At 63.9% G+C, this 20216-nt stretch carries 22 protein-coding genes and 1 pseudogene; 15 read left to right on the top strand and 8 right to left on the bottom strand.

Going from position 1 to position 20216, the window contains the following annotated elements:
- The first annotated feature begins 130 nt into the window (after positions 1 to 130).
- The 9 genes and pseudogenes from murI to BCCGELA001_RS24410 all read left to right on the top strand — a co-directional run bounded on the left by murI (position 131) and on the right by BCCGELA001_RS24410 (position 6334).
- Positions 131 to 927: pseudogene (gene murI, locus BCCGELA001_RS24370) on the top strand (glutamate racemase).
- A gap of 162 nt (positions 928 to 1089) precedes the next feature.
- A complete protein-coding gene (locus tag BCCGELA001_RS24375) occupies positions 1090 to 1863 on the top strand; it encodes an HpcH/HpaI aldolase family protein (RefSeq protein WP_008564247.1) in 774 nt (257 codons plus the stop codon).
- Between the two features lie 67 nt (positions 1864 to 1930).
- The gene (locus tag BCCGELA001_RS24380; protein ID WP_060736511.1) at positions 1931 to 2314 is read left to right on the top strand and encodes a cupin domain-containing protein; all 384 of its coding nucleotides are present in this window, start codon (positions 1931 to 1933) and stop codon (positions 2312 to 2314) included.
- Between the two features lie 105 nt (positions 2315 to 2419).
- Positions 2420 to 3187 (top strand): hypothetical protein, encoded by a 768-nt coding sequence (locus BCCGELA001_RS24385; RefSeq protein WP_008564228.1) that lies wholly within the window; start codon positions 2420 to 2422, stop codon positions 3185 to 3187.
- A gap of 199 nt (positions 3188 to 3386) precedes the next feature.
- Positions 3387 to 4004, top strand: coding sequence for a 30S ribosomal protein S4 (gene rpsD, locus BCCGELA001_RS24390; protein WP_008564227.1), 618 nt, complete (start codon positions 3387 to 3389; stop codon positions 4002 to 4004).
- A 114-nt stretch (positions 4005 to 4118) separates the two neighbouring features.
- Positions 4119 to 4346, top strand: coding sequence for a hypothetical protein (locus BCCGELA001_RS24395; RefSeq protein ID WP_060736512.1), 228 nt, complete (start codon positions 4119 to 4121; stop codon positions 4344 to 4346).
- Between the two features lie 400 nt (positions 4347 to 4746).
- Positions 4747 to 4962, top strand: coding sequence for a hypothetical protein (locus BCCGELA001_RS24400; RefSeq protein ID WP_008564226.1), 216 nt, complete (start codon positions 4747 to 4749; stop codon positions 4960 to 4962).
- Positions 4955 to 5251: a type II toxin-antitoxin system RelE/ParE family toxin gene (locus BCCGELA001_RS24405; RefSeq protein ID WP_008564225.1), complete on the top strand. Its 297-nt coding sequence runs from the start codon at positions 4955 to 4957 to the stop codon at positions 5249 to 5251. Before BCCGELA001_RS24400 ends, BCCGELA001_RS24405 begins: the two co-directional genes overlap by 8 nt.
- A gap of 15 nt (positions 5252 to 5266) precedes the next feature.
- Positions 5267 to 6334, top strand: a complete 1068-nt coding sequence (locus BCCGELA001_RS24410; protein ID WP_060737805.1) for a threonine aldolase family protein — start codon at positions 5267 to 5269, stop codon at positions 6332 to 6334.
- A gap of 102 nt (positions 6335 to 6436) precedes the next feature.
- On the opposite strand, the gene BCCGELA001_RS24415 is transcribed toward BCCGELA001_RS24410, so the two are convergent.
- Genes BCCGELA001_RS24415 through grxD form a run of 4 tightly spaced genes read right to left on the bottom strand, consistent with a single transcriptional unit; the run spans position 6437 to position 9913 of the window.
- Positions 6437 to 7696 (bottom strand): serine hydrolase domain-containing protein, encoded by a 1260-nt coding sequence (locus tag BCCGELA001_RS24415; RefSeq protein ID WP_060736513.1) that lies wholly within the window; start codon positions 7694 to 7696, stop codon positions 6437 to 6439.
- 1 nt (position 7697) lies between these two features.
- A complete protein-coding gene (locus BCCGELA001_RS24420) occupies positions 7698 to 8984 on the bottom strand; it encodes a serine hydrolase domain-containing protein (protein ID WP_060736514.1) in 1287 nt (428 codons plus the stop codon).
- A gap of 46 nt (positions 8985 to 9030) precedes the next feature.
- On the bottom strand, positions 9031 to 9582 hold the full coding sequence (locus tag BCCGELA001_RS24425) for an O-acetyl-ADP-ribose deacetylase (RefSeq protein WP_008564204.1): 552 nt from the start codon (positions 9580 to 9582) through the stop codon (positions 9031 to 9033).
- Positions 9583 to 9586: 4 nt separating this feature from the next.
- Positions 9587 to 9913, bottom strand: coding sequence for a Grx4 family monothiol glutaredoxin (gene grxD, locus BCCGELA001_RS24430; RefSeq protein ID WP_008564203.1), 327 nt, complete (start codon positions 9911 to 9913; stop codon positions 9587 to 9589).
- A 234-nt stretch (positions 9914 to 10147) separates the two neighbouring features.
- Here grxD and egtB point away from each other — a divergent pair, with 234 nt between their 5' ends.
- Positions 10148 to 11443 carry an ergothioneine biosynthesis protein EgtB gene (gene egtB, locus BCCGELA001_RS24435; protein ID WP_060736515.1) on the top strand — a complete coding sequence of 432 codons (1296 nt, stop codon included), beginning with the start codon at positions 10148 to 10150 and terminating at the stop codon, positions 11441 to 11443.
- Positions 11444 to 11486: 43 nt separating this feature from the next.
- Positions 11487 to 12458: an L-histidine N(alpha)-methyltransferase gene (egtD, locus tag BCCGELA001_RS24440; RefSeq protein ID WP_008564200.1), complete on the top strand. Its 972-nt coding sequence runs from the start codon at positions 11487 to 11489 to the stop codon at positions 12456 to 12458.
- 10 nt (positions 12459 to 12468) lie between these two features.
- Here the strand turns inward: egtD and BCCGELA001_RS24445 are convergent, their stop codons facing one another.
- Positions 12469 to 13662 carry a low temperature requirement protein A gene (locus BCCGELA001_RS24445; RefSeq protein ID WP_060736516.1) on the bottom strand — a complete coding sequence of 398 codons (1194 nt, stop codon included), beginning with the start codon at positions 13660 to 13662 and terminating at the stop codon, positions 12469 to 12471.
- A gap of 25 nt (positions 13663 to 13687) precedes the next feature.
- Positions 13688 to 13942 (bottom strand): BolA/IbaG family iron-sulfur metabolism protein, encoded by a 255-nt coding sequence (locus BCCGELA001_RS24450; RefSeq protein ID WP_060736517.1) that lies wholly within the window; start codon positions 13940 to 13942, stop codon positions 13688 to 13690.
- 198 nt (positions 13943 to 14140) lie between these two features.
- Between BCCGELA001_RS24450 and BCCGELA001_RS24455 the strand changes: the two genes are divergently transcribed.
- A complete protein-coding gene (locus BCCGELA001_RS24455; RefSeq protein WP_008564194.1) occupies positions 14141 to 14500 on the top strand; it encodes a DUF427 domain-containing protein in 360 nt (119 codons plus the stop codon).
- Between the two features lie 102 nt (positions 14501 to 14602).
- On the opposite strand, the gene BCCGELA001_RS24460 is transcribed toward BCCGELA001_RS24455, so the two are convergent.
- Positions 14603 to 14776, bottom strand: a complete 174-nt coding sequence (locus BCCGELA001_RS24460; protein ID WP_008564193.1) for a DUF1328 domain-containing protein — start codon at positions 14774 to 14776, stop codon at positions 14603 to 14605.
- Between the two features lie 175 nt (positions 14777 to 14951).
- Here BCCGELA001_RS24460 and BCCGELA001_RS24465 point away from each other — a divergent pair, with 175 nt between their 5' ends.
- Positions 14952 to 16142 carry an acyltransferase family protein gene (locus BCCGELA001_RS24465; protein ID WP_008564192.1) on the top strand — a complete coding sequence of 397 codons (1191 nt, stop codon included), beginning with the start codon at positions 14952 to 14954 and terminating at the stop codon, positions 16140 to 16142.
- Positions 16143 to 16290: 148 nt separating this feature from the next.
- Here the strand turns inward: BCCGELA001_RS24465 and purL are convergent, their stop codons facing one another.
- Positions 16291 to 18501 (bottom strand): phosphoribosylformylglycinamidine synthase subunit PurL, encoded by a 2211-nt coding sequence (gene purL / locus BCCGELA001_RS24470; RefSeq protein ID WP_060736518.1) that lies wholly within the window; start codon positions 18499 to 18501, stop codon positions 16291 to 16293.
- A gap of 186 nt (positions 18502 to 18687) precedes the next feature.
- On the opposite strand from purL, the gene BCCGELA001_RS24475 reads away from it, so the two are divergent.
- The gene (locus BCCGELA001_RS24475) at positions 18688 to 19167 is read left to right on the top strand and encodes a PaaI family thioesterase (RefSeq protein ID WP_008564189.1); all 480 of its coding nucleotides are present in this window, start codon (positions 18688 to 18690) and stop codon (positions 19165 to 19167) included.
- A gap of 76 nt (positions 19168 to 19243) precedes the next feature.
- Positions 19244 to 20209 carry a DMT family transporter gene (locus tag BCCGELA001_RS24480; protein ID WP_060736519.1) on the top strand — a complete coding sequence of 322 codons (966 nt, stop codon included), beginning with the start codon at positions 19244 to 19246 and terminating at the stop codon, positions 20207 to 20209.
- The last annotated feature ends 7 nt before the right edge of the window (positions 20210 to 20216 follow it).

Below are 20216 nucleotides of genomic sequence, written 5' to 3' on the forward strand. Positions count from 1 at the left end.
TGCCGGCCTCCCCGGACTTTTTGCGCATCGTGTCAGAGCATTCAAGCCTCTCCAAACCGGCCCTCAAGCGGCCCCGCCGCAAAATCGCCCTAAAAACCGAATGGTAACCATGGCGGGCTAGGGTAGTAACGTGACCAATTCTCCGACGATCCTGGTGTTCGATTCCGGTCTTGGTGGGCTCACGGTCCTCCGTGAGGTCGTGGCCGCACGCCCGGACGCGCATTACGTCTACGTCGCCGACGATGCTTTCTTCCCCTACGGCCACCACGGCGAGGACGAGATCATCGCCCGTGTGGTGCCGTTGATGGGAGAGCTGATCGGCACGCATGACCCTGATATCGTCGTCATCGCCTGCAACACGGCTTCCACCCTGGTGCTGTCGCACCTGCGGGCTGCTTATTCCCTGCCCTTCGTCGGTACGGTGCCGGCGATCAAGCCGGCCTGCGCGCAGTCGAAGACCCGCCGCGTCTCGGTGCTCGGCACCAAGGGCACGGTGAAGCGGGAATACACCAAGGCCTTGATCCGCGACTTCGCGCAGGGCTGCGAGGTGACGCTGGTCGGCTCGCCCGAGCTTGCTTCGCTGGCTGAAGCCGAGCTCAGCGGGGGGCGATCAGCGACAAGGCCATCCTCGCCGAGCTCGCTCCCTGCTTCGTCGGCGAGGCCTCGGATGCGACATCGCGCACGGACACGGTGGTGCTCGCCTGCACGCATTATCCGCTGCTGCTCGACCGGATGAAGAAGCTGGCGCCCTGGCCGGTCGACTGGATCGACCCCGCACCGGCGATCGCCCGCCGCGTCTCGGACTTGCTCGGCCCGCGGATCGACGGCATCGCGCTGGACCGCGCCGAGATGATCTTCACCTCGAACCGTGTGCATGGCCTCAACGCCACGCTGACGCCGTTCTTCGGCGGGCGCGCAGTGGCCTGAGCTTGCCGGCCCGGCGGCGCGCTGCTGCAGCGTTTTTGAGCGAAGTGGACACCGGTTGCGCGAAGAAAACGCGTCGAACAAGAATCTAGAGCTTCGGTTCTGATTCAATCAGAACCGATAATGCTCTAAGCTCCCTGTCGTCATCTCTGCGCAGGTCATCACATGTCGGTCCCCGCAAAGCCGCTCAACCGCCTCCGCCAATTGTGGATCGAAGGACGGCCCGCCTTCGGCGCGATCGCGACCATTCCGAGCGTGCAGATGGTGCAGATCATGGCGCGCTCGCTGGACTGGATCATCGTCGATCTCGAACATGGGCCGATCGGATTGACCGAAGCCCATGCGATGATCGCCGCGACCACGGGCACGCCGTGCACGCCCCTGGTGCGGATCGCCGCGAACGAGCCGTGGCTTGCCAAAGCGCCGATGGACATCGGCGCGTTCGGCATCAACTTCCCGATGATCACAAGCCGCGCCGACGCCGAGAAGGCCGTGCGCAGCGTCCGCTACCCGCCGCGCGGCGATCGTCTCTGGGGTCCTTTCCATGCGCCATTCCGCTGGGGTCAGTCGATGCCGGATTACATGGCGAGCGCCGATGACGAGATGATCTGCATGGTCACGATCGAGCACATCGACGCCGTCAATCGCATCGACGAGATCATGGCCACGCCCGGCATCGACGTCGCGGTGATCGGTCCGGGCGACCTCGCCACCTCCATCAACAAGCGCGGCCGGATGGACGATCCGGAATTGCTGGAGCTGGTCGCCCGCGCGGAGGCCGGCATCCTCAGAAGCGGCGTGCCGATCGGCGGCGTCGCCCGCACCGCCGACCAGGCCAACGCCCTGATCGACCGGGGTTATCGCGCCATCGCGCTCGGCTTCGACTGGTCGCTGTTCCAGCGCGGCATCATGACGGCGTTCGACGGGATCAAGCGCTGAACGGGTCGAGCACGGCCTTGCCGGGAACCGCGACGCTGCTAGGGTCGGCGGCTCCAGGGAGGAAACAATGCTCAAAAAGACCTTGCTCGCTCTTGCCTTCGCCGGCCTTGCCGCTGCCGCCTTCGCCCAGCAGCCCGGCATCAAGCGTACCCCGCTCCAGAAAGTCGAGTTTCCGGATGGCTACAACACCATCACAGCCATTGCGGAAGTGCCGGCAGGCGGGGCCGCGGGACGCCATACCCATCCGGGAATCGAGACCGGCTACGTGCTCGAAGGCGAGCTGACCCTCCTCATCGATGGGCAGCCAGAGAAAACCCTGAAAGCAGGTGATTCCTATCAGATCCCGGCAGGCGTCGTGCACGATGCCAAGGCTCACGGCGATAAGTCTATGAAAGTGCTCGGGGTTTACGTGGTCGACAAAACCAAGCCGTTGGCCTCGCCGGCGCCCTGATGCGGCGAACCGACCGGCCCCAAGCGGGTTGGTTCGTGCTAGAGCGAGCGGGCGGGCCCCGCTCGCTGCACATATTTTGATCTTTGATCCGGAACCGAAAGACCAATGCGCGGGACGCCCAAGACCATTTCGCTGCGGCGCCGTCTGATTTGCGACCTCATGCATGCCTCGATGGGCGTGCCCTTCGTTTCGCTATCCCGCTCACTCGACATCCGCCGTGTCCTGGAGGCCCGCGCCGGCGCAACCACACCCGCCGGCTGGGCGGCGATGTTCGTCAAGGCCTTTGCCCTCGTGGCCAAGGATGAGCCGGTCCTGCGTACCGTCTACGCCAAATGGCCTTGGCCGGCCCTTTATGAGCTGCCCAAGAGCGTGGCGCTGGTGGCGATTGCCCGGGTCGACGATGGCGAGGAATGCGTCATCCCACAGCGTATCGCTGCCCCCGACGCGATGGCGCTGGCGGCGGTCGACGCCGAGATCCGGCGCGCCAAGACGGCGCCGGTCGAGGACGTTCCCATGTTCCGCAAGATCATGCGGGCGACCCGCCTTCCGTTACCGCTGCGGCGCCTGTCCTGGGCGGTGGGGCTGAATTTCGGCCGCCAGCGCGGCAATTGGTTCGGCAGCTTCGCGGTCAGCTCGGTTGCCGCCTATGGCGGCGGCGAGCTCCACCCCATCACCCCCGGCCCCTTCATCCTCAGCTACGGGACGGTCGAGGCCGACCAGACCATCCATGTCGTGATCCGCTGGGATCATCGCGTCACCGACGCAGCCCCGATCGCGAGGGTCCTGACCCGCCTGGAACAGGTCCTGAACACTGAAATCGCTGCCGAATTGCGGACGGCCGAACCAAAGCCGATCCGGGCGGTCAGGACCTGATTCCAGGGCCATTCGCATTGACAGCGAACCCTAAACTCCCCTAAAAGCCGCCTGCTCGCGGGCCGATTTCGGCCCGCGAAGCGTTTCGCGACCCGTGGTCCACTCCCTTAAGCTTTGGGGATCGGACCTGTCGGTGCCGGGATCATCCCGTCACACAGGAGGGCGCGTTTCCTCAAACCATGCAACCGAAGAGGACGCGATGACTAAGCGCAGTGAGGCGAAGTACAAGATCGATCGCCGTATGGGCCAGAATATCTGGGGCCGCCCGAAGAGCCCCGTGAATCGCCGCGAGTACGGCCCCGGCCAGCATGGCCAGCGCCGCAAGGGCAAGCTCTCCGACTTCGGCGTTCAGCTGCGCGCCAAGCAGAAGTTGAAGGGCTATTACGCCAACATCAGCGAGCGCCAGTTCCACGGGATCTATGTGGAAGCCAGCCGCCTCAAGGGTGACACCGGCGAGAACCTGATCGGCCTCTTGGAGCGTCGTCTCGACGCGGTGGTGTACCGCGCCAAGTTCGTCTCCACGATCTTCGCCGCCCGCCAGTTCATCAACCACGGCCACGTCAAGGTGAACGGCCGCAAGGTCAACATCTCGAGCTACCAGCTCAAGGTCGGCGACGTGATCGAGGTCAAGGAAGCCTCCAAGCAGCTCGCTCACGTGCTCGAAGCCAGCCAGCTCCCCGAGCGCGACGTTCCCGACTATCTCGAAGTCGATCACGGCAAGATGACCGCGAAGTACACCCGCATCCCCGGCCTTTCCGACGTGCCGTTCCCGGTGCAGATGGAGCCGCATCTGGTGGTCGAATTCTATTCGCGCTGATAGGCTCGACAGATCGACATTCAAAGGCCCCGGTTTCCGGGGCCTTTTTGTTTGGGGCGGCCATTCTCAACTCTCAGCCCATCCGTGTTATGCTTGCGTGTAACGGAGTTGACCATGACGCGTCTTCTGGAAGAGGCCTTTCGAAAGGTTTCCGACCTGCCAGATTCAGAGCAGGATGAGTTGGCGCGAGCCCTGCTTGAACTTGCCGGGGTCGACCAGCCTCCGATCCAGCTGACGGCGGCAGAAGAGGCGGATCTCGCAGAGGCCGAAGCTGAAATCGCCCGCGGTGAGCTGGCCAGCGCAGACGAAGTCCGTGCGATGTGGGCCAAGCACGGGCTGTGAAGGCCCGTTACACGAAACGGGCGCTCGCCCAGATCGACGAAGTCCTGACCTATATCGAGGCGCGCTCCCCCAGGGAGAGCAGGCCACGTGCGCGACCGCATTGTCGCGCTCATCGCGCTCCTAAAGGATCATCCCTATGCAGGCCGGCAGACCACGCGTGCGTACGTCCGCCGCTTGCCGGTCAACCCCCTATCCATATCCGATCGATTATCGTGTGACCGAGACAGAAATCGTTGTCATGCGGTTTCGTCACGGCGCCAGGCGTCCGCCTGGAACTTGCTGACTGCGAACGAGTGACACCGCCCGGTGGGGCTGCTGCTCCAGTTCGCAACAACAAGTGGGGGAGTCATCGTTCAAAGCCCGGTTTCCCGGGCGCTTCTGCTGTGGTAGCCTGCTCTTAATGTCCCAGACGACCGACCAGCTCGCCAACATCACCCCATCGGCCACGCCCAGCGAGGCGGAGCTTGAGGCATGGGCCAAGCTGCCCCGCGACGAGCAAGTTCGCCGATACCAAGCTCTGTTCGCTCAGCCCGATTGCAACAATTTCACCTCGGACTCGCCGGACGACATTCTCGCTGCCGCGCGTCAACGCGTCGCTCAACGCCGCCATGGCTGAATACCGGTTGTCGGAGCGTACCCGCGCCGATCTGATCGACATCTACGACTTCACCGAGAGCCGGTTCGGAAAATACCAGGCAGAAGCCTATTACGCAGGCTTGGTCCGCTCCTTCGGGCTGCTCGCCGACTTTCCCCTGATCGGCCAGCAAGTGGATGAGCTCGCGGCGGGCTATCGACGTTTCCGCTTCCAATCCCATCTGATTTTCTACACGGTGCAACCCGACCACGTTGAAATTCGCGCCATTCTTCATGGCGCGCAAGACATCAGACCGCAGCTATTCGACTAGAGAATGAGACAGGCCATGCTCTACACCCCTCCCCCTATCGATCCAAAGGCGCCGCCAGTGCGCATCAATCTGCTGTCGGATACGCAGACGAGACCGACAGCTGCGATGCGCGAGGCGATGGCGCGGGCAGAGGTCGGCGACGAGCAGGTCGGCGACGATCCGACCGTCAATGCGCTTTGCGAGCGCGTTGCCGATCTGCTCGGCAAGGAGGCCGCGGTCTACATGCCCTCGGGGACGATGTGCAACGTCACCGCGACGCTGGTGCATTGCCGCCCCGGCGACGAGATCTTGGCGCATGAGACCGCGCACATCATCGCCCGCGAAGGCGGTGCGCATGCCGCGATCGGCGGTTTCCAGGTGACCCAGCTCAAGGGCGAGGGCGGCCAGTTCACGCCGGAGACGTTCCGCAAGGCACTCCATCCGCGCACGCGCTACCAGCCGCCGCAGACCGTCGTCAGCGTCGAGCAGACCGCCAATATCGGCGGCGGCACGATCTGGAAGAAGGCGGCACTCGACGAGATCGTCGCGATCGCCAAGCAACACGGTCTCATCACCCATATGGACGGCGCGCGCCTGCTCAATGCCACGGTGGCAAGCGGCATCTCGCCGCGCGACATGACCGCAGGATGGGATTCGGCCTGGATCGACTTCTCCAAGGGCCTGGGCGCGCCGATCGGCGGCGTGCTGGCGGGCTCGCGCAGCTTCATCGACGCGGTGTGGCAGTGGAAGCAGCGGCTCGGCGGCTCGATGCGGCAGGCCGGCATCTGTGCGGCAGCCTGCATCTACGCGCTCGACCATCATGTCGAGCGCCTTGCCGACGACCACGCCAATGCGCGCGCCCTCGCCCGCGGGCTGTCGCAGATATCAGGCATCGAGGTGCAGGAGCCCGAGACCAATCTCGTATTCTTCAGGCCCGACGGCGCCGGCATTCCCGGCGACAAGATGGTCGCAGCGCTGCGCCAGCGCGGCGTCACGCTCGCGATGATGGACGGCCGCATCCGCGCCTGCACCCATCTCGACGTCGATGCGGGCCAGATCGAGGAAACGATCGGATACGTTCGCGAGATCGTGCGCGCGGCGTGATGCCGTAGCCCGGGTGAGCAGCGACACCCGGGACTTCCGCGCCGAGAGGTCCCGGATATCGCTTCGCTCATCCGGGCTACGATTGCAGCGAAACGTCCGCGCTCACCGCCCCATCGCCCGGTAGATCAGCGTCTTCAGCTCAAGCTGAATCCGGCCGCGCTGCGAGGGCGTCTGCACCATGAAGATCCCGAACAGATCGTCTTCGGGATCGATGAAGAAGAACGTACCGCCGACGCCGTCCCAGCGATACTCGCCAAGCGGCCATGACGTGCCTGCCGGCACGGAGGTGCGCACCGCAAAGCCGAGGCCGAAGCCGGAATTGGTGCCGGGAAAATAACTCTGGTCGCGCGTGATCCTCGTCTCCGGTCCGACGTGATCGGACGCCATCAGCGCGATGGTCTCAGGCTTGAGATAGCGTCGCCCCTCATAGCTGCCGCCGTTCAGCAGCATCTGCGCGAAACGGGCGTAGTCACCGATCGTGCCGACCATGCCACCGCCGCCCGACTCCCATTTCAGCGGCCGCCTGATGTCGCGCATCGGTGTGGTCGGGTTGATGTTGCGATCCGCCGGCATCGGCTCGGCGATGCGCGGAAACTTGGCGGGATCGGCGACGAAGAACGCCGTCTCGGTCATGCCGAGCGGATCCAGCAGCCGCTCCTTCTCGAACTGGAGCAGCGTCTTTCCCGAGGCGACCTCGACGACGCGGCCGAGCACATCGGTCGAAAAGCCGTAATCCCAGACAGTACCCGGCTGCTCGGCCAGCGGCAGCGTCGCGATCTTCGCAGCGAAGTCGGCATTGCCGAGATGGCTTTGGAAAAGATTGGCCTCGGCATAGAGCTCGCGCACCAGGCCGCCACCACGATAGCCGTAAGGCAGCCCCGAGGTGTGGCGCAGCAGATCCTTGATGGTGACCGGACGCGCGAGCGGCTCGAGCGCCAGCGTCACCTTGCCGTCCTCGCCCTTCCTCTCGACGCCGATCTTCATCTGGGCGAAGGCCGGAATGTATTTCGAGACGGGATCATCGAGCGAGAGCTTGCGCTCCTCGACCAGCATCATCGCCATGACTGATGTGATCGGCTTCGACATCGAATAGAGGCGGAAGATCGTGTCCGCGCTCATCGAAAGCTGGGTCGCGACGTCGCGGACGCCGAAATTCTCGTAATAGACCGGCTTGCCGTGCTGCTGGAGCAGCAAGATGGCGCCGGGAATCTTGCCGGTGGCGACCTCGTTTCGGATGTAATCGGAAACCTTTGCCAAGCCTTCGGCTGAGAATTTGCGCGTAGCGCTCTCCGAGCTCGCACGCGCACCGACCATGCCGAACAGAAGAACGAGCGCCGCGATCAGCGCGCGGCGCCCGAACATTTCACTTCTCCATGGCTTCATAGACGAGTTGCTTCAATGTCCGCTGCACGCGCTGGCGCTCGGTCGGGGTCTGCTCCAGGAGGACGAAGAACATGTCCTGCTTGGGATCGATGACGAAATAGCAGCCGGAGGCGCCGTCCCACTTCAATTCGCCGAGATTGCCGGGCGGCGGCGGTTTTGCGTTGCCGGGATCGGTCCGCACGGCGAGCCCGAGACCGAAGCCGAACCCGTCGCCGGGGAAGTAGAAATAGTCACGATCGACGCCGGAGCCCGGTCCGACCTGGTCGGTCGTCATCAGCTTGAAGGTCGCCGGCTTGAGGATGGTCTTGCCGTCGAGGCTGCCGCCATTGAGCAGCATCTGCGCGAAGCGCTCATAGTCGGCCATGGTCGTGACCATGCCGCCGCTGGCGAACTGGATCTTCTTTGCGACGGAGGGATCGTTGATCCGGCCGACCCTGAAATCACTGTCGTTCGGCACCGGCTGCGCCAGCAGCTTCTGCTTCTCGGGGGCCGTGACGAAGAAGCCGGTATCGACCATGCCCAAGGGATCGAGCAGCTTCTCCCGCATGATGTCGATGAGCGGCTTGCCGGCCGCGACCTCCATCACGCGCGCGAGCACGTCGGTGGAATGACCGTATTGCCAGAGCGCGCCCGGCTGGTTGTGCAGCGGCAGTTTTGCGATGCGCTCGGCGAACTCGGCGAGATCATAATCGCCGGCATAGATATTGGCTTCGCGATAGGCCTTGCGCACCAGGCTATCGCCATAGAAACCATAGGTGATGCCCGAAGTATGGCGCATCAGATCGAGGACGGTCATCGGCCGGCTCGGCGGCACCAGCTCGAGCGACTTGCTGCCGTCCTCGGCCTTCTTCTCGACGCCAACCTTTACATTGGCGAAGGACGGGATGTATTTTGAGACGGGATCATCGAGCTTGATCTTGCCGTCTTCGACCAATTGCATCGCGACGACCGAGGTGATCGCCTTGGTCATCGAGAACAGGCGGAAGATGGTCTTGTCGGTGATCGGCGCCTTGCTGACCACGTCCTGCACGCCGAAGGCCTCGTGATACACCGCCTTGCCGTGCTGCTTGATCAGCACCGTGGCGCCGGCGATCTTGCCGGTCGCGACCTCGTTCTTGAAGAACTCGCTGATCTTGGCGAGCTTGTCCTGATTGAAATGCGCGCCGGCCGGAATCTCGTAGGTGCCCTCCGCCCGCGCGAACGACACCACGCCAAGCGATACCAGCGCGCCGCAGACCAGCGCACGCAGTCCAGAATGTGAAATCATATCCCCTCCCCGGAACATGGTCCGGCGGAGTGTACCGGCAGCGAGATCAGGCACAAGAGCCACCGTGCCGCGCCAGCGCCTCGGCATGAAGCTTGGCGCTCGGCTCCGAGAAGCAGCAGAACAACACGCGGGCAACGGAGGGAGCCGCAGAGAGCCCTTCGATCACCGTGCGCACGGCGATCTCGGCGGCGCGGTCGGCAGGGAAGCGGTAGATGCCGGTCGAGATTGCCGGAAATGCCACCGAGGTCAGCTCATGCTTGCCGCACAGCTCGATGGAGCGGCGATAGCAGGAGGCGAGCAGATCGTCCTCGCCGAGGGTGCCGCCATTCCAGACCGGGCCGACGGTATGGATGACGTGCGCGGCCTTGAGCCGGTAGCCCCTGGTGATCTTGGCATCGCCGGTCTTGCAGCCGTGGAGCATGCGGCATTCCGCGACGAGTTCAGGCCCGGCGGCCCGATGGATCGCGCCGTCCACGCCGCCCCCGCCCAGGAGCGACGTGTTGGCGGCGTTGACGATGGCGTCAACGCCGAGTGTGGTGATGTCGGCAACGATGACCTCGAGCTCGGCGCCACTCACCTGGCGCTTGAGCACGGTCATCACATCAGGCCGCGACGACGACGCCTTTCTCGGTGAAGAGCTGCTGCAATTCGCCGGCCTGGAACATCTCGCGGACGATGTCGCAGCCGCCGACGAACTCGCCCTTCACGTAGAGCTGCGGAATGGTCGGCCAGTTCGAATATTCCTTGATGCCGTTGCGCAGCTCGGCGGATTCGAGGACATTGAGCCCCTTATAGCCGACGCCGATGTGGTCGAGGATCTGGACGACCTGGCCGGAGAACCCGCACTGCGGAAATTGCGGCGTGCCCTTCATGAACAGAACCACGTCGTTCGACTTCACTTCGTTGGCGATGAATTCCTGGATGCTCATATCCGTGTCCTTTTGGGGCCTCAACGATCGCTTCCGGGCCGGCCCAGCCGATTTAACCCGATATCTGGCTATATATGTAGCCCAAACCGTTGTGCATCCAAAGTAAAATGGCGGCGAACGGACCCGGGACAGCCCGCTTTGACGGCGCCGCGTGATGGGCTGATGACACTAATATTAACGGCTGGGAGGACTTTTATCTCGTAACGGAGGCCCCATTTAGGACGAACCCTGGTTTTGGAACCGGGCAACGCCAACAACGTTCTCTTGTCCTGTCTGGAGAAAAACGTGACGAAACCAGCCTCCGCTACGGCCGCCCCTCATTCGTCACTTTCCTCCCACCCGGGCGACCTCGCCTGGCGGCTGGAAGACGCGTTTCTCAACGTTCGCAATGAGACTGAGCGCCGCGCGGCGCCGCTGTCGCCGGAGGACCAGCAGATTCAGTCGATGCCCGATGCGAGCCCGGCGAAATGGCATCGGGCGCATACCACCTGGTTCTGGGAGCAATTCCTGCTCGGCGAGCACTGTCCCGACTACCGGCCCTTCCACCCCGATTTCGCCTTCCTGTTCAATTCCTATTACGTCAGCGCCGGCCCGCGTCATGCTCGCAACCATCGCGGTGACATCACCCGGCCCAGCGCGGACGAAGTCGGCGCCTATCGCAAATATGTCGATGCCGCCGTCGTCAAATTCTTCCGCGAGGCCGACGCGGCTAAGCTGCGCGAGATCGCGCCGCTGGTCGAGGTCGGGCTCAACCACGAGCAGCAGCATCAGGAGCTGATGTTCACAGACATCCTGCACGGCTTTGCGCAGAATCCGGTCTACCCGGCCTATAACCCGGACTGGCGCTTCCCGGTCGCAACGCGCGGCGGCGATGACTGGTTGACACTCAACGAGGGCATTCACACCGTCGGCCATGTCGACGACAGCTTCCATTTCGACAATGAGAAGCCTGCCCATCGCGCCCTGGTCGGCCCGGTCAAGCTCGCCCGCAATCTCGTCACCAACGCCGAATGGCTCGCCTTCATGCAGGATGGCGGCTACCGGACCGCAACGCTGTGGCTGATGGACGGCTTTGCCGCGGCCAGCAAGGAAGACTGGCAGGCCCCCGGCTATTGGCGCGAGGTCGATGGCGCATGGCAGGTGATGACGCTCGCCGGCCTCAAGCCGGTCGACCCGAACGCGCCAGTCTGTCACGTCAGCTATTACGAGGCGGATGCGTATGCCCGCTGGGCCGGAAAACACCTGCCGACCGAGATCGAATGGGAGGTCGCTGCGCGCACCAAGCAGCTCAACGACGCTTTCGGCATCGTGTGGCAATGGACGCGGTCTTCGTACTCGCCCTACCCCGGCTATCGCGCCGTCGAAGGCGCGCTCGGCGAATACAACGGCAAATTCATGGTCAACCAGCTGGTGCTGCGCGGCTCCTCGCTTGCAACCCCGGAAGGGCACAGCCGTATCACCTATCGCAACTTCTTCTATCCGCACCACCGTTGGCAGTTCACGGGGCTGCGGCTCGCCGACTACGAGTAATCCGACGAAAATGCGCGCCGGACAGCGCGTTCAGGAGAGTATCATGAATGTGCACGCCAGCGCTTTGGCCGAAGCCCATCTCCCCGACGAGCAAACCACCGCTTTCGCCCGCGAGGCCATCGCGGACCTCTCGCAGCAGCCGAAGAAGCTGTCGCCGAAATTTTTCTACGATGCGACCGGGTCGGAGCTGTTCGAGGCGATCACGAAGCTGCCGGAATATTATCCGACGCGCACCGAGCTTGCGATCCTGAGAGAGCGCGGCGGTGAGATCGGGAAGATCATTCCCGAGCACGCGGCGCTGGTCGAGTTCGGCGCCGGCGCCACGACGAAGGTCCGCCTGCTGCTCGGTCATTGCAGGTTCGCGGCCTATGTCCCCGTCGACATCTCAGGCGATTTCCTAAAGGCGCAGGCGAACGCCCTGAAGCGGGATTTCCCCGCGCTCGGCATTTATCCCGTCGCGGCCGACTTCACGACGCCGTTCGAGCTGCCGAGGCAAGTCGCATCCATGCCCAAGGTCGGCTTCTTCCCGGGCTCGACCATCGGCAATTTCGAGCCGCAGGAAGCGCAAGCCTTCCTGAAGAGCGCCCGCAAGATCCTCGGTACCGGAGCGCAGATGATCATCGGCGCCGATCTCGAGAAGGACGAGAAGGTGCTGCACGACGCCTATAACGATGCCGCCGGCGTCACCGCGCGCTTCAACCTCAATGTGCTGGTGCGCATCAATCGCGAGCTCGGCGGCAATTTCGACCTGTCCGCCTTCACCCATCGCGCGATCTACAATCGCGAGCGGCACCGTATCGAGATGCACCTGATCAGCAAGAAGAGCCAGACCGTGCGCCTGCTCGGCACCAGCTTCTCGTTCCGCCCGGGCGAGAGCATCCACACCGAGAACAGCTACAAATACAGCATCGAACGGTTTGCGGCGCTGGCGCAGGGCGCAGGCTGGCGCGTGCGCGAGAGCTGGACGGATGCAGCCAGGATGTTCTCGGTGCACGCGCTGGAGGTGGCGGAGTAGCCGGCGGGGCTCAATGCCCCTTCGCTTCCTCCGGTGCCGCTCCCAGCGACACCGACTCCCACACCGCCACCATGATCATGATCGTAGTCGTCGCGACCGACAGCCAGACCGGCGACAGGTCCGAGGCGAACCAGCTCAGCGCCAGCAGCAGGATGATGCCGACGCCGTGCGAGAGCTGGAGGAAGCCGCGGATCGCGTGCTTGAACAGGATGGTGCCGACCAGAAAAATTAAGGGACCGCCGATCGTGCTCACGATCGTGCGCATGTCGGAATGACCGGTCGGATGCTTCAGCACCAGTTCGTCCGAGACTGCGGTCAGGATGATGCCGGCGACGATCGGCGTATGCAGATAGGTGTAGGCGAGCCGCGCCAGGCGCCCGGATTCGGCGGATTTCGAGATGCGTTCTGAGCCGGCCTCGGCACCTCTGTGAAAATAGATCCACCACATCGCGATGGCGCCGACCAGCGCAGAGACGAAAGCAAGAATATTGCTCGCTGTCCATTCCAGCTCAGCGAATGTTGCGCCATTGACGATGATGGCTTCGCCGAGCGCGATGATGACGAAGAGAGAGCAACGCTCGGCCATGTGCGCGCCTTCGACGGCCCAGGCCTCGACCGACGAGAAGCCCAGCTTCGGCACCCAGAACCGTGCCGCCGGGGCGATGTACTCCCAAATCACAGCCGCGATCCACAGCCAGAGCCGCGTCTCTCCCTGGGACAAGCCGCCGGCGATCCACAACACCGCCGAGACGGAGAACCAGGCTAGGATACGGATCGCGTTGTGCCGAACTGCAGTCCGGTGATGCGGGGTCGCAAACATCCAGAACGCGGTGCGTCCGACCTGCAGGATCGCGTAGGCGATCGCGAACCACAGGCCCCGCCCCTCGAAGGCGGTCGGAATCGTCGTCGACAGCACGAGGCCGCCCAGCATCATCGCAAAGAGCAGGATGCGGACCGGCGTCAGCTCGGGATTCAACCAATTGGTGACCCAGGCGGTGAAGACCCACACCCACCACACCGCGAGAAACAGCACGGCGACATGCACCGCGCCGAGCGGCGTGAAATGGTGCAGCAGCGTGTGCGAGACCTGCGTGACGGCGAAGACGAAGACGAGGTCGAAGAACAGTTCGACATAGGTGACGCGGCTGTGGTGGTTCGGCGTGATGACACGAAACATCGCGCCGCGAGGATTCTCCGCAGCCATCATCGTCTCTCCGCAGGCGCTTGGATCAGGTGCCGGGCACCCCGGGTCCGCCGGGTACCCCGGTTTGCAGCGCCAGCGCATGCAGCACGCCGCCCATCTGTCCCTGCAAGGACTGGTAGACGATCTGGTGCTGCTGAACGCGGGACTTGCCGCGGAAGGATTCGGAGATCACGGTCGCGGCGTAATGGTCGCCATCGCCGGCGAGGTCTCGGATGGTCACCTCGGCATCGGGGATTGCTGCCTTGATCATCGCCTCGATATCGTGGGCGTCCATAGGCATTCGGGTCTTGCTCCTTGTCTCGGCTGCGAATCAGCCTCGTCGTCGAATCGCTTGCCGGGGTCCCCGGCCCGGCAAGGCCAAACTTAGCGTGAACGGCCTTCTACGTCACGTCCTCCGGCACTATATCCCTGATCGCATCAGGATAAAGGCACGACAAAGTGCCGCGCGTGACAGGTTGATCGAAAAAGGTGTGACATCATGAAGCTTCCAGGGCCCGACCACCCCATCACCATCAGCCCAAATCCCCGGCGTGTCCGCGTCACGGCTGGCGACATCGTGATCGCGGAGACTGACAAGGCGTTGACCCTGAAGGAGGCCAAATATCCGGCAGTGCAATATGTGCCGCGCCAGGACACCAACATGTCGCTGCTGGAGCGCACCGACCGTGTCACGCACTGCCCGTACAAGGGAGACGCGAACTATTACAGCGTCAAGGCCAACGGCAAGACGCTCGACAACGCGATCTGGACCTATGAGACGCCCTTCCCCGCGATGACGGAGATCTCGGGCCATCTCGCCTTCTATCCCGACAAGGTGAAGATCGAGGAAGTGGGGTAGTTGCTGGGCTTCGTCATGTCGGGGCCTGTCCCGGGCATCCACGTTCTTTGGGGGATGGCCGGGACAAGCCCGGCCATGATGGCGATAGCTGACGCAGCTCGGCTACGCCCTGAAGATCGTGAGCCCCAATATCAGCAGCACCAGGAAGATCACCACGAAGACGTAGAACAGGAAGCGAGCGATATCGGCGGAAGCCGCCGAAACCCCGGTGAAGCCGAGCACGCCGGCCACGATCGAGATCAGGAGAAAGATCAGCGCCCATTTCAGGATCGTCATCGCCAGCTCCGAATTGCTGCCGCTCGGCGCAGCCTCAAACTCTTATTCGCGAACGCTAACTTTGCTGGGCGGAACTGGTTCCAGAGGCGGTCGAGACTGAACGGCGGCATAAACTGCCCTTGCTGAATCCGATTCGCGGCGGCACAGTCCGGCCGGGAGGAGCGCGGGGGCAACCATGATGACGATGTCACATTCGGCGACGATCGGCGCGGAGGCAAATGCCGCCCCTGTCGCTAAGACGCGCAATTTGTCGCTCGACCGCGCTCGCACATTCCTGACGCTTGTAGTGCTGCTGCACCATGCGGTGATCCCCTATACCTATTTCGGTCATACCGATCCGACGTCCTTCTTCGGCTTCGACATGATCGTGCTCGCCACCGACAGTTTCTTCATGGCGATGTTCTTCTTCCTGTCGGGACTGTTCGCCTGGTCTGGCATCGCCCGGAAGGGAGCCCTGAACTATCTGCAGGATCGCCTCCTTCGGCTCGCACTGCCATTCGTGATCTGCGCATTCACGGTCATTCCGCTCGCCTATTACGCCATCTCGCTCCGGCACCATCCCGAGATCGGCTTTTCGGAATATTATTGGAACATGATCACGAAGGGCCCGTGGCCGAGCGGGCCGATGTGGTTTCTCTGGGTCCTGCTCGGCTTCGACCTGGTTGCCTGCGTGTTGCACCGGCTGTCGCCCAAGCTGCTTGATCCGATCAATCGCCTCTCGCTATATGGCCGCCGCCGGCCCGCGGTGTTCTTCGCGGTCATGCTCGCCGTCACCGCTGCGTTCTACATTCCCGGGCGGGTTCATTTCGGACCAAACAGTTGGTTCGAGTTCGGGCCATTCTCTGTCCAGCAGGGACGCGTGATGCTCTACGCGACCTACTTCTTTTTCGGCGCCGGCATCGGCGTTGCGCAAATGGATCGCGGGCTGCTCGCTGCCGACGGCCGGATGGCAAGGGTCAGCTGGGACTGGGTGGTGCTGGCGATCGTTCCGTATTGCCTCTTGTGGACGCTAATCTTCATCAAGCGCGAAATACTGGGCAACCCGTCCCCGTTGCCGGATTGGTATGAAGCGCTCTATGCCGTCTGCTTCACTGTCTTCAGCGTTGCCGTCCTGTTTCTGATCCTGGCCTTTTTTCAGAGGTTCAGGCAATCAGGCTCGGCCGGGCTGCTCGATCCGATGCAGGGCGACGCATTCGGCATGTTCCTGGTGCACTATCCGATCGCACTGTGGCTGCAATACTGGCTGTTCGACTATGACCTGCCGGCGATCGTCAAGGCCACGGTCGGGTTTGTATTGACAGTCGCGGCAAGCTGGGCGCTGACGCGCGCGTTGCGGCAGATCCCGGGCGCGACAAAGGTGCTTTGAGGAAGCAGCACCAGCCTCCTATCGTCATTGCGAGCCAACGGGTCCGCGCGAAGCGCGGGCCGATGACAGGCTCCGCCAAGCAATCCAGAGTCCTCCGAGACAGTCTGGATTGCTTTGCGCTCCCAATGACGGAGTTCGCGACAACGCCTCAGGCCGCCTTCCCGCCCATATATTCCGGCAGCCAGCGCTCGAACGAAGCCCGCAGCGTACCGATCGCGATCGGCGCTTCGCCCGCGATGGCAATCGCATCGCCGCCGGTGGTGCCGATGCGCACACAGGGCACCTCGCAGCCGCGCATCTTGGCGAGCACGCGGCCGGCTTCGGTTTCCGGCACGGTCACGAGATAGCGCGCCTGATCCTCGCCGAACCAATAGGCCTGCGGCACGAGCGCGGTCGGCGCCGCCAGCAGCTTCGCGCCGATGCCGCTCGCCATCGCCATCTCGGCAAGCGCGACCAGGAGACCGCCATCGGAGAGATCGTGCACGGCGGTCGCGGTGCCCGCATGGATCATGCCGCGCACGCAATCGCCGTTGCGCTTCTCGGCGGCGAGATCGACCGGCGGCGGCGCGCCCTCCTCGCGACCGCAGATGTCGCGCAGGTAGACGGACTGGCCGAGCCAGCCATGGGATTCGCCGATCAGGAGGATCGCCTCGCCCTCGGCCTTGAACGCCAGCGAAGCCGACTTGGTGAAATCGTCGAGCAGGCCGACACCTCCGATCGAGGGCGTCGGCAGGATCGCGCGGCCGTTAGTCTCGTTGTAGAGCGAGACATTGCCGGAGACGACCGGGAAGTCGAGCGTGCGGCAGGCTTCCGAGATGCCCTTCAAGCAGCCGACGAACTGGCCCATGATCTCGGGCCTCTCAGGATTGCCGAAATTGAGGTTGTCGGTGATCGCGAGCGGCTTGCCGCCGACCGCGGTGATGTTGCGCCAGGCTTCCGCCACCGCCTGCATACCGCCTTGATAAGGATCGGCCTCGCAATAGCGCGGCGTGACGTCGACGGTAAGCGCCAGCCCCTTCGGCCCGTCCTGCACGCGCACCACGGCGGCATCGCCGCCGGGGCGCTGCATGGTGTTGCCGAGGATGACGTGGTCGTACTGCTCCCAGACCCAGCGCTTGCTGCACATGTCGGGCGTGCCGATCAGCTTCTCCAGCGCAGGCCCGAGCGCCATCGGCGCCGGCACGTCGCGCGCATGCACGATCGGCAGCGCGGCGGACGGTACATGCGGACGGTCATAGACCGGCGCCTCGTCGCCGAGCTCCTTGATCGGCAGGTCGGCCATGACGTCGCCGCCGTGCTTGACAACGAAACGCTTGCTCGGCGTGGTGTAGCCGACGACCGCGAAGTCGAGACCCCACTTCTTGAAAATCGCCTCGGCTTCCTTCTCCTTCTCGGGCTTGAGCACCATCAGCATGCGCTCCTGGCTCTCCGAGAGCATCATCTCGTAGGCGCTCATGCCGGTCTCGCGGGTCGGCACCGCATCGAGATCCAGGTCGACGCCGAGGTCGCCCTTGGCGCCCATCTCGACCGCCGAGCAGGTCAGGCCCGCCGCGCCCATGTCCTGGATCGCGATGACGCAGCCCTTCTCCATGATCTCGAGGCAGGCTTCCAGCAGCAGCTTTTCGGCGAAGGGATCGCCGACCTGAACGGTCGGGCGTTTCTCCTCGGACTTGTCGTCGAATTCCGCCGAGGCCATCGAGGCGCCGTGGATGCCGTCGCGTCCCGTCTTGGAGCCGAGATAGACGATCGGCATGTTCACGCCGGAGGCGGCCGCGTAGAAGATCTTGTCGGCATCGGCGAGGCCGACGGCCATCGCGTTGACGAGGATGTTGCCATCGTAGCGCGTGTGGAAACGCACCTGACCGCCCACCGTCGGCACACCGAAGGAATTGCCGTAGCCGCCGACGCCGGCGACCACGCCGGAAACGAGGTGCCGCGTCTTGGCATGCTCGGGCGCCCCGAAGCTGAGCGCGTTGAGGCAGGCGATCGGCCGCGCGCCCATCGTGAACACGTCGCGCAAGATGCCGCCAACGCCGGTGGTCGCGCCCTGATACGGCTCGATGTAGCTCGGATGGTTGTGGCTCTCCATCTTGAACACCACCGCCTGGCCGTCGCCGATGTCGATGACGCCGGCATTCTCGCCGGGACCCTGGATCACCCAGGGCGCCTTGGTCGGCAGGCCGCGCAGATGGATACGCGAGGATTTGTACGAGCAGTGCTCGTTCCACATCGCCGAGAAGATGCCGAGCTCGGTGAAGGTCGGCTCCCGCCCGATCAGCTTCAGGATGCGCTCATATTCGTCGGGCTTGAGCCCGTGGGCGGCAACCAACTCGGGGGTGATCTTGGGTTCGTTCTTCATGGCTTCAGGGGCTTTCGGCGGCGGTTTGGCCGTTCTTAGGAACATCGGAGGCTCACGAAAAGCCCTTTATGGCGCATTTTCCCGCTGTCCCACGTTTTGCGCCGGGGGCCCCGCGGGAACAGGAATTGCACAGCGCTGACGGATCGGATTTAAGGGCTCCAGACCCGCAATTGAAGGCCTATTTCCTTGCACGAATTGACCAAAGTCCCCTCCACCCGCCGTCCCGACCTGCACGTCGCCACCGAGGGCGAGTTTACGGGCTGGCGCACCTGGATTCGCGACAGTTTCGAGTCCCATGTCGGCCCCTTCTGGCACCGGATCGAGGCGGACGGCAGCGTCCGCAGCGCCTTCCGGGTCGAGAAGAAGCACCTCAACGGCTCCGGCAACGTCCATGGCGGCTGCTTCATGGCCTTTGCCGACTACTGCCTGTTCGCGATCGCCACCCATGAGCTGGACGGCCCGGCCGTGACCACCAATTTTGCCTGCGATTTCCTTGACGCGGCACGCGAGGGCGAGTTGGTTGAATGTACGGGCGAGGTATCTCGCGCGGGTGGCTCGCTGATCTTCCTCCGTGGGAAATTGACCTCAGCAGGGCGGCCGCTGTTCACCTTCTCCGGCACGATCAAGCGGGTGAAGCGGAAGCCGGCACCTCAGCCAAACGCATAGCTCGGCACCTTCCCTTTTCTAGCGCCCTCGCCCAGACTTCCCGGCGAGCGCTATCGCGCCGGGGAGCAGGAACAAGGTGCCGCAGAGCACATCGCCGAAGGGGCGCTCAGCCGCCTCCGTCTCAACGTCATTGCCTTCCATGGCCACCACCGGTGCACGAAGCTGGCGCGATTATGCGCTGCTGCTCGCGCTCGCCTGCTGCTGGAGCTCGACCTATCCGCTGACCAAGCTGGCGCTTCCCACGATCCCACCCATCACCTTCATCTCGGCACGCTCACTGATCGCGGCCGCCTTCCTGTTCGCGATCCTGTGGATGCGCGGCATCAAGGTCCCGACCGACGCCAGGGCCTGGAAGCTGTTCGCGACCCAGCAATTGATCAACTCGACCTTCCCGTTCCTGATCATCACCTGGTCGCAGCAATATGTGCCGGCGTCGAACACGGTCGTGCTGGCCTCGACGACGCCGATCTTCGCCTTCCTGATCACCTCGCTGATCACGCGCCACGAGCCGGCGACGCTGCTCAAGCTCGCCGGCGCGATTTTGGGACTGGCCGGCACCGTCGCTATCGTCGGGCTCGACGCGCTACGCGGCTTCGGTAGCGAGATCATTGCTGAGATCGCGATCCTGCTCGCCACCATCTCCTTTGCCTGCGCAACGATCTTCGGCCTCCGCCTCTCCGAATACGACGCGATGGTGGTGGCGGCCGGCTCACTGCTGTTCGGCGGCCTCGTGCTCCTGCCGCCCTCGCTGATCATCGATCAGCCCTGGACCCTGCAGCCGACGCCGACGGCGATCGTCGCCACCATCGTCATGGGCATCGTCTCCAGCGCGCTGGGCCTGATGCTGTTCTACGTCTGCCTGGGCCGGCTCGGCACGCTGACGACAAATGCGCAAGGCTATCTGCGCATCCCGATCGGCGTCGGCCTGTCCGTGCTGCTGCTCGGCGAGAGCGTGCCCTCGAACCTCGCGCTCGGCCTGCTGCTGGTGATGGCCGGCGTTGCCGCGATGACGGTGCCGGCGGAGAAGTTCAAGCTGCGCTAGGACCGCA

This window comes from Bradyrhizobium sp. CCGE-LA001 (assembly GCF_000296215.2).
In the GTDB taxonomy this organism is placed as follows: domain Bacteria; phylum Pseudomonadota; class Alphaproteobacteria; order Rhizobiales; family Xanthobacteraceae; genus Bradyrhizobium.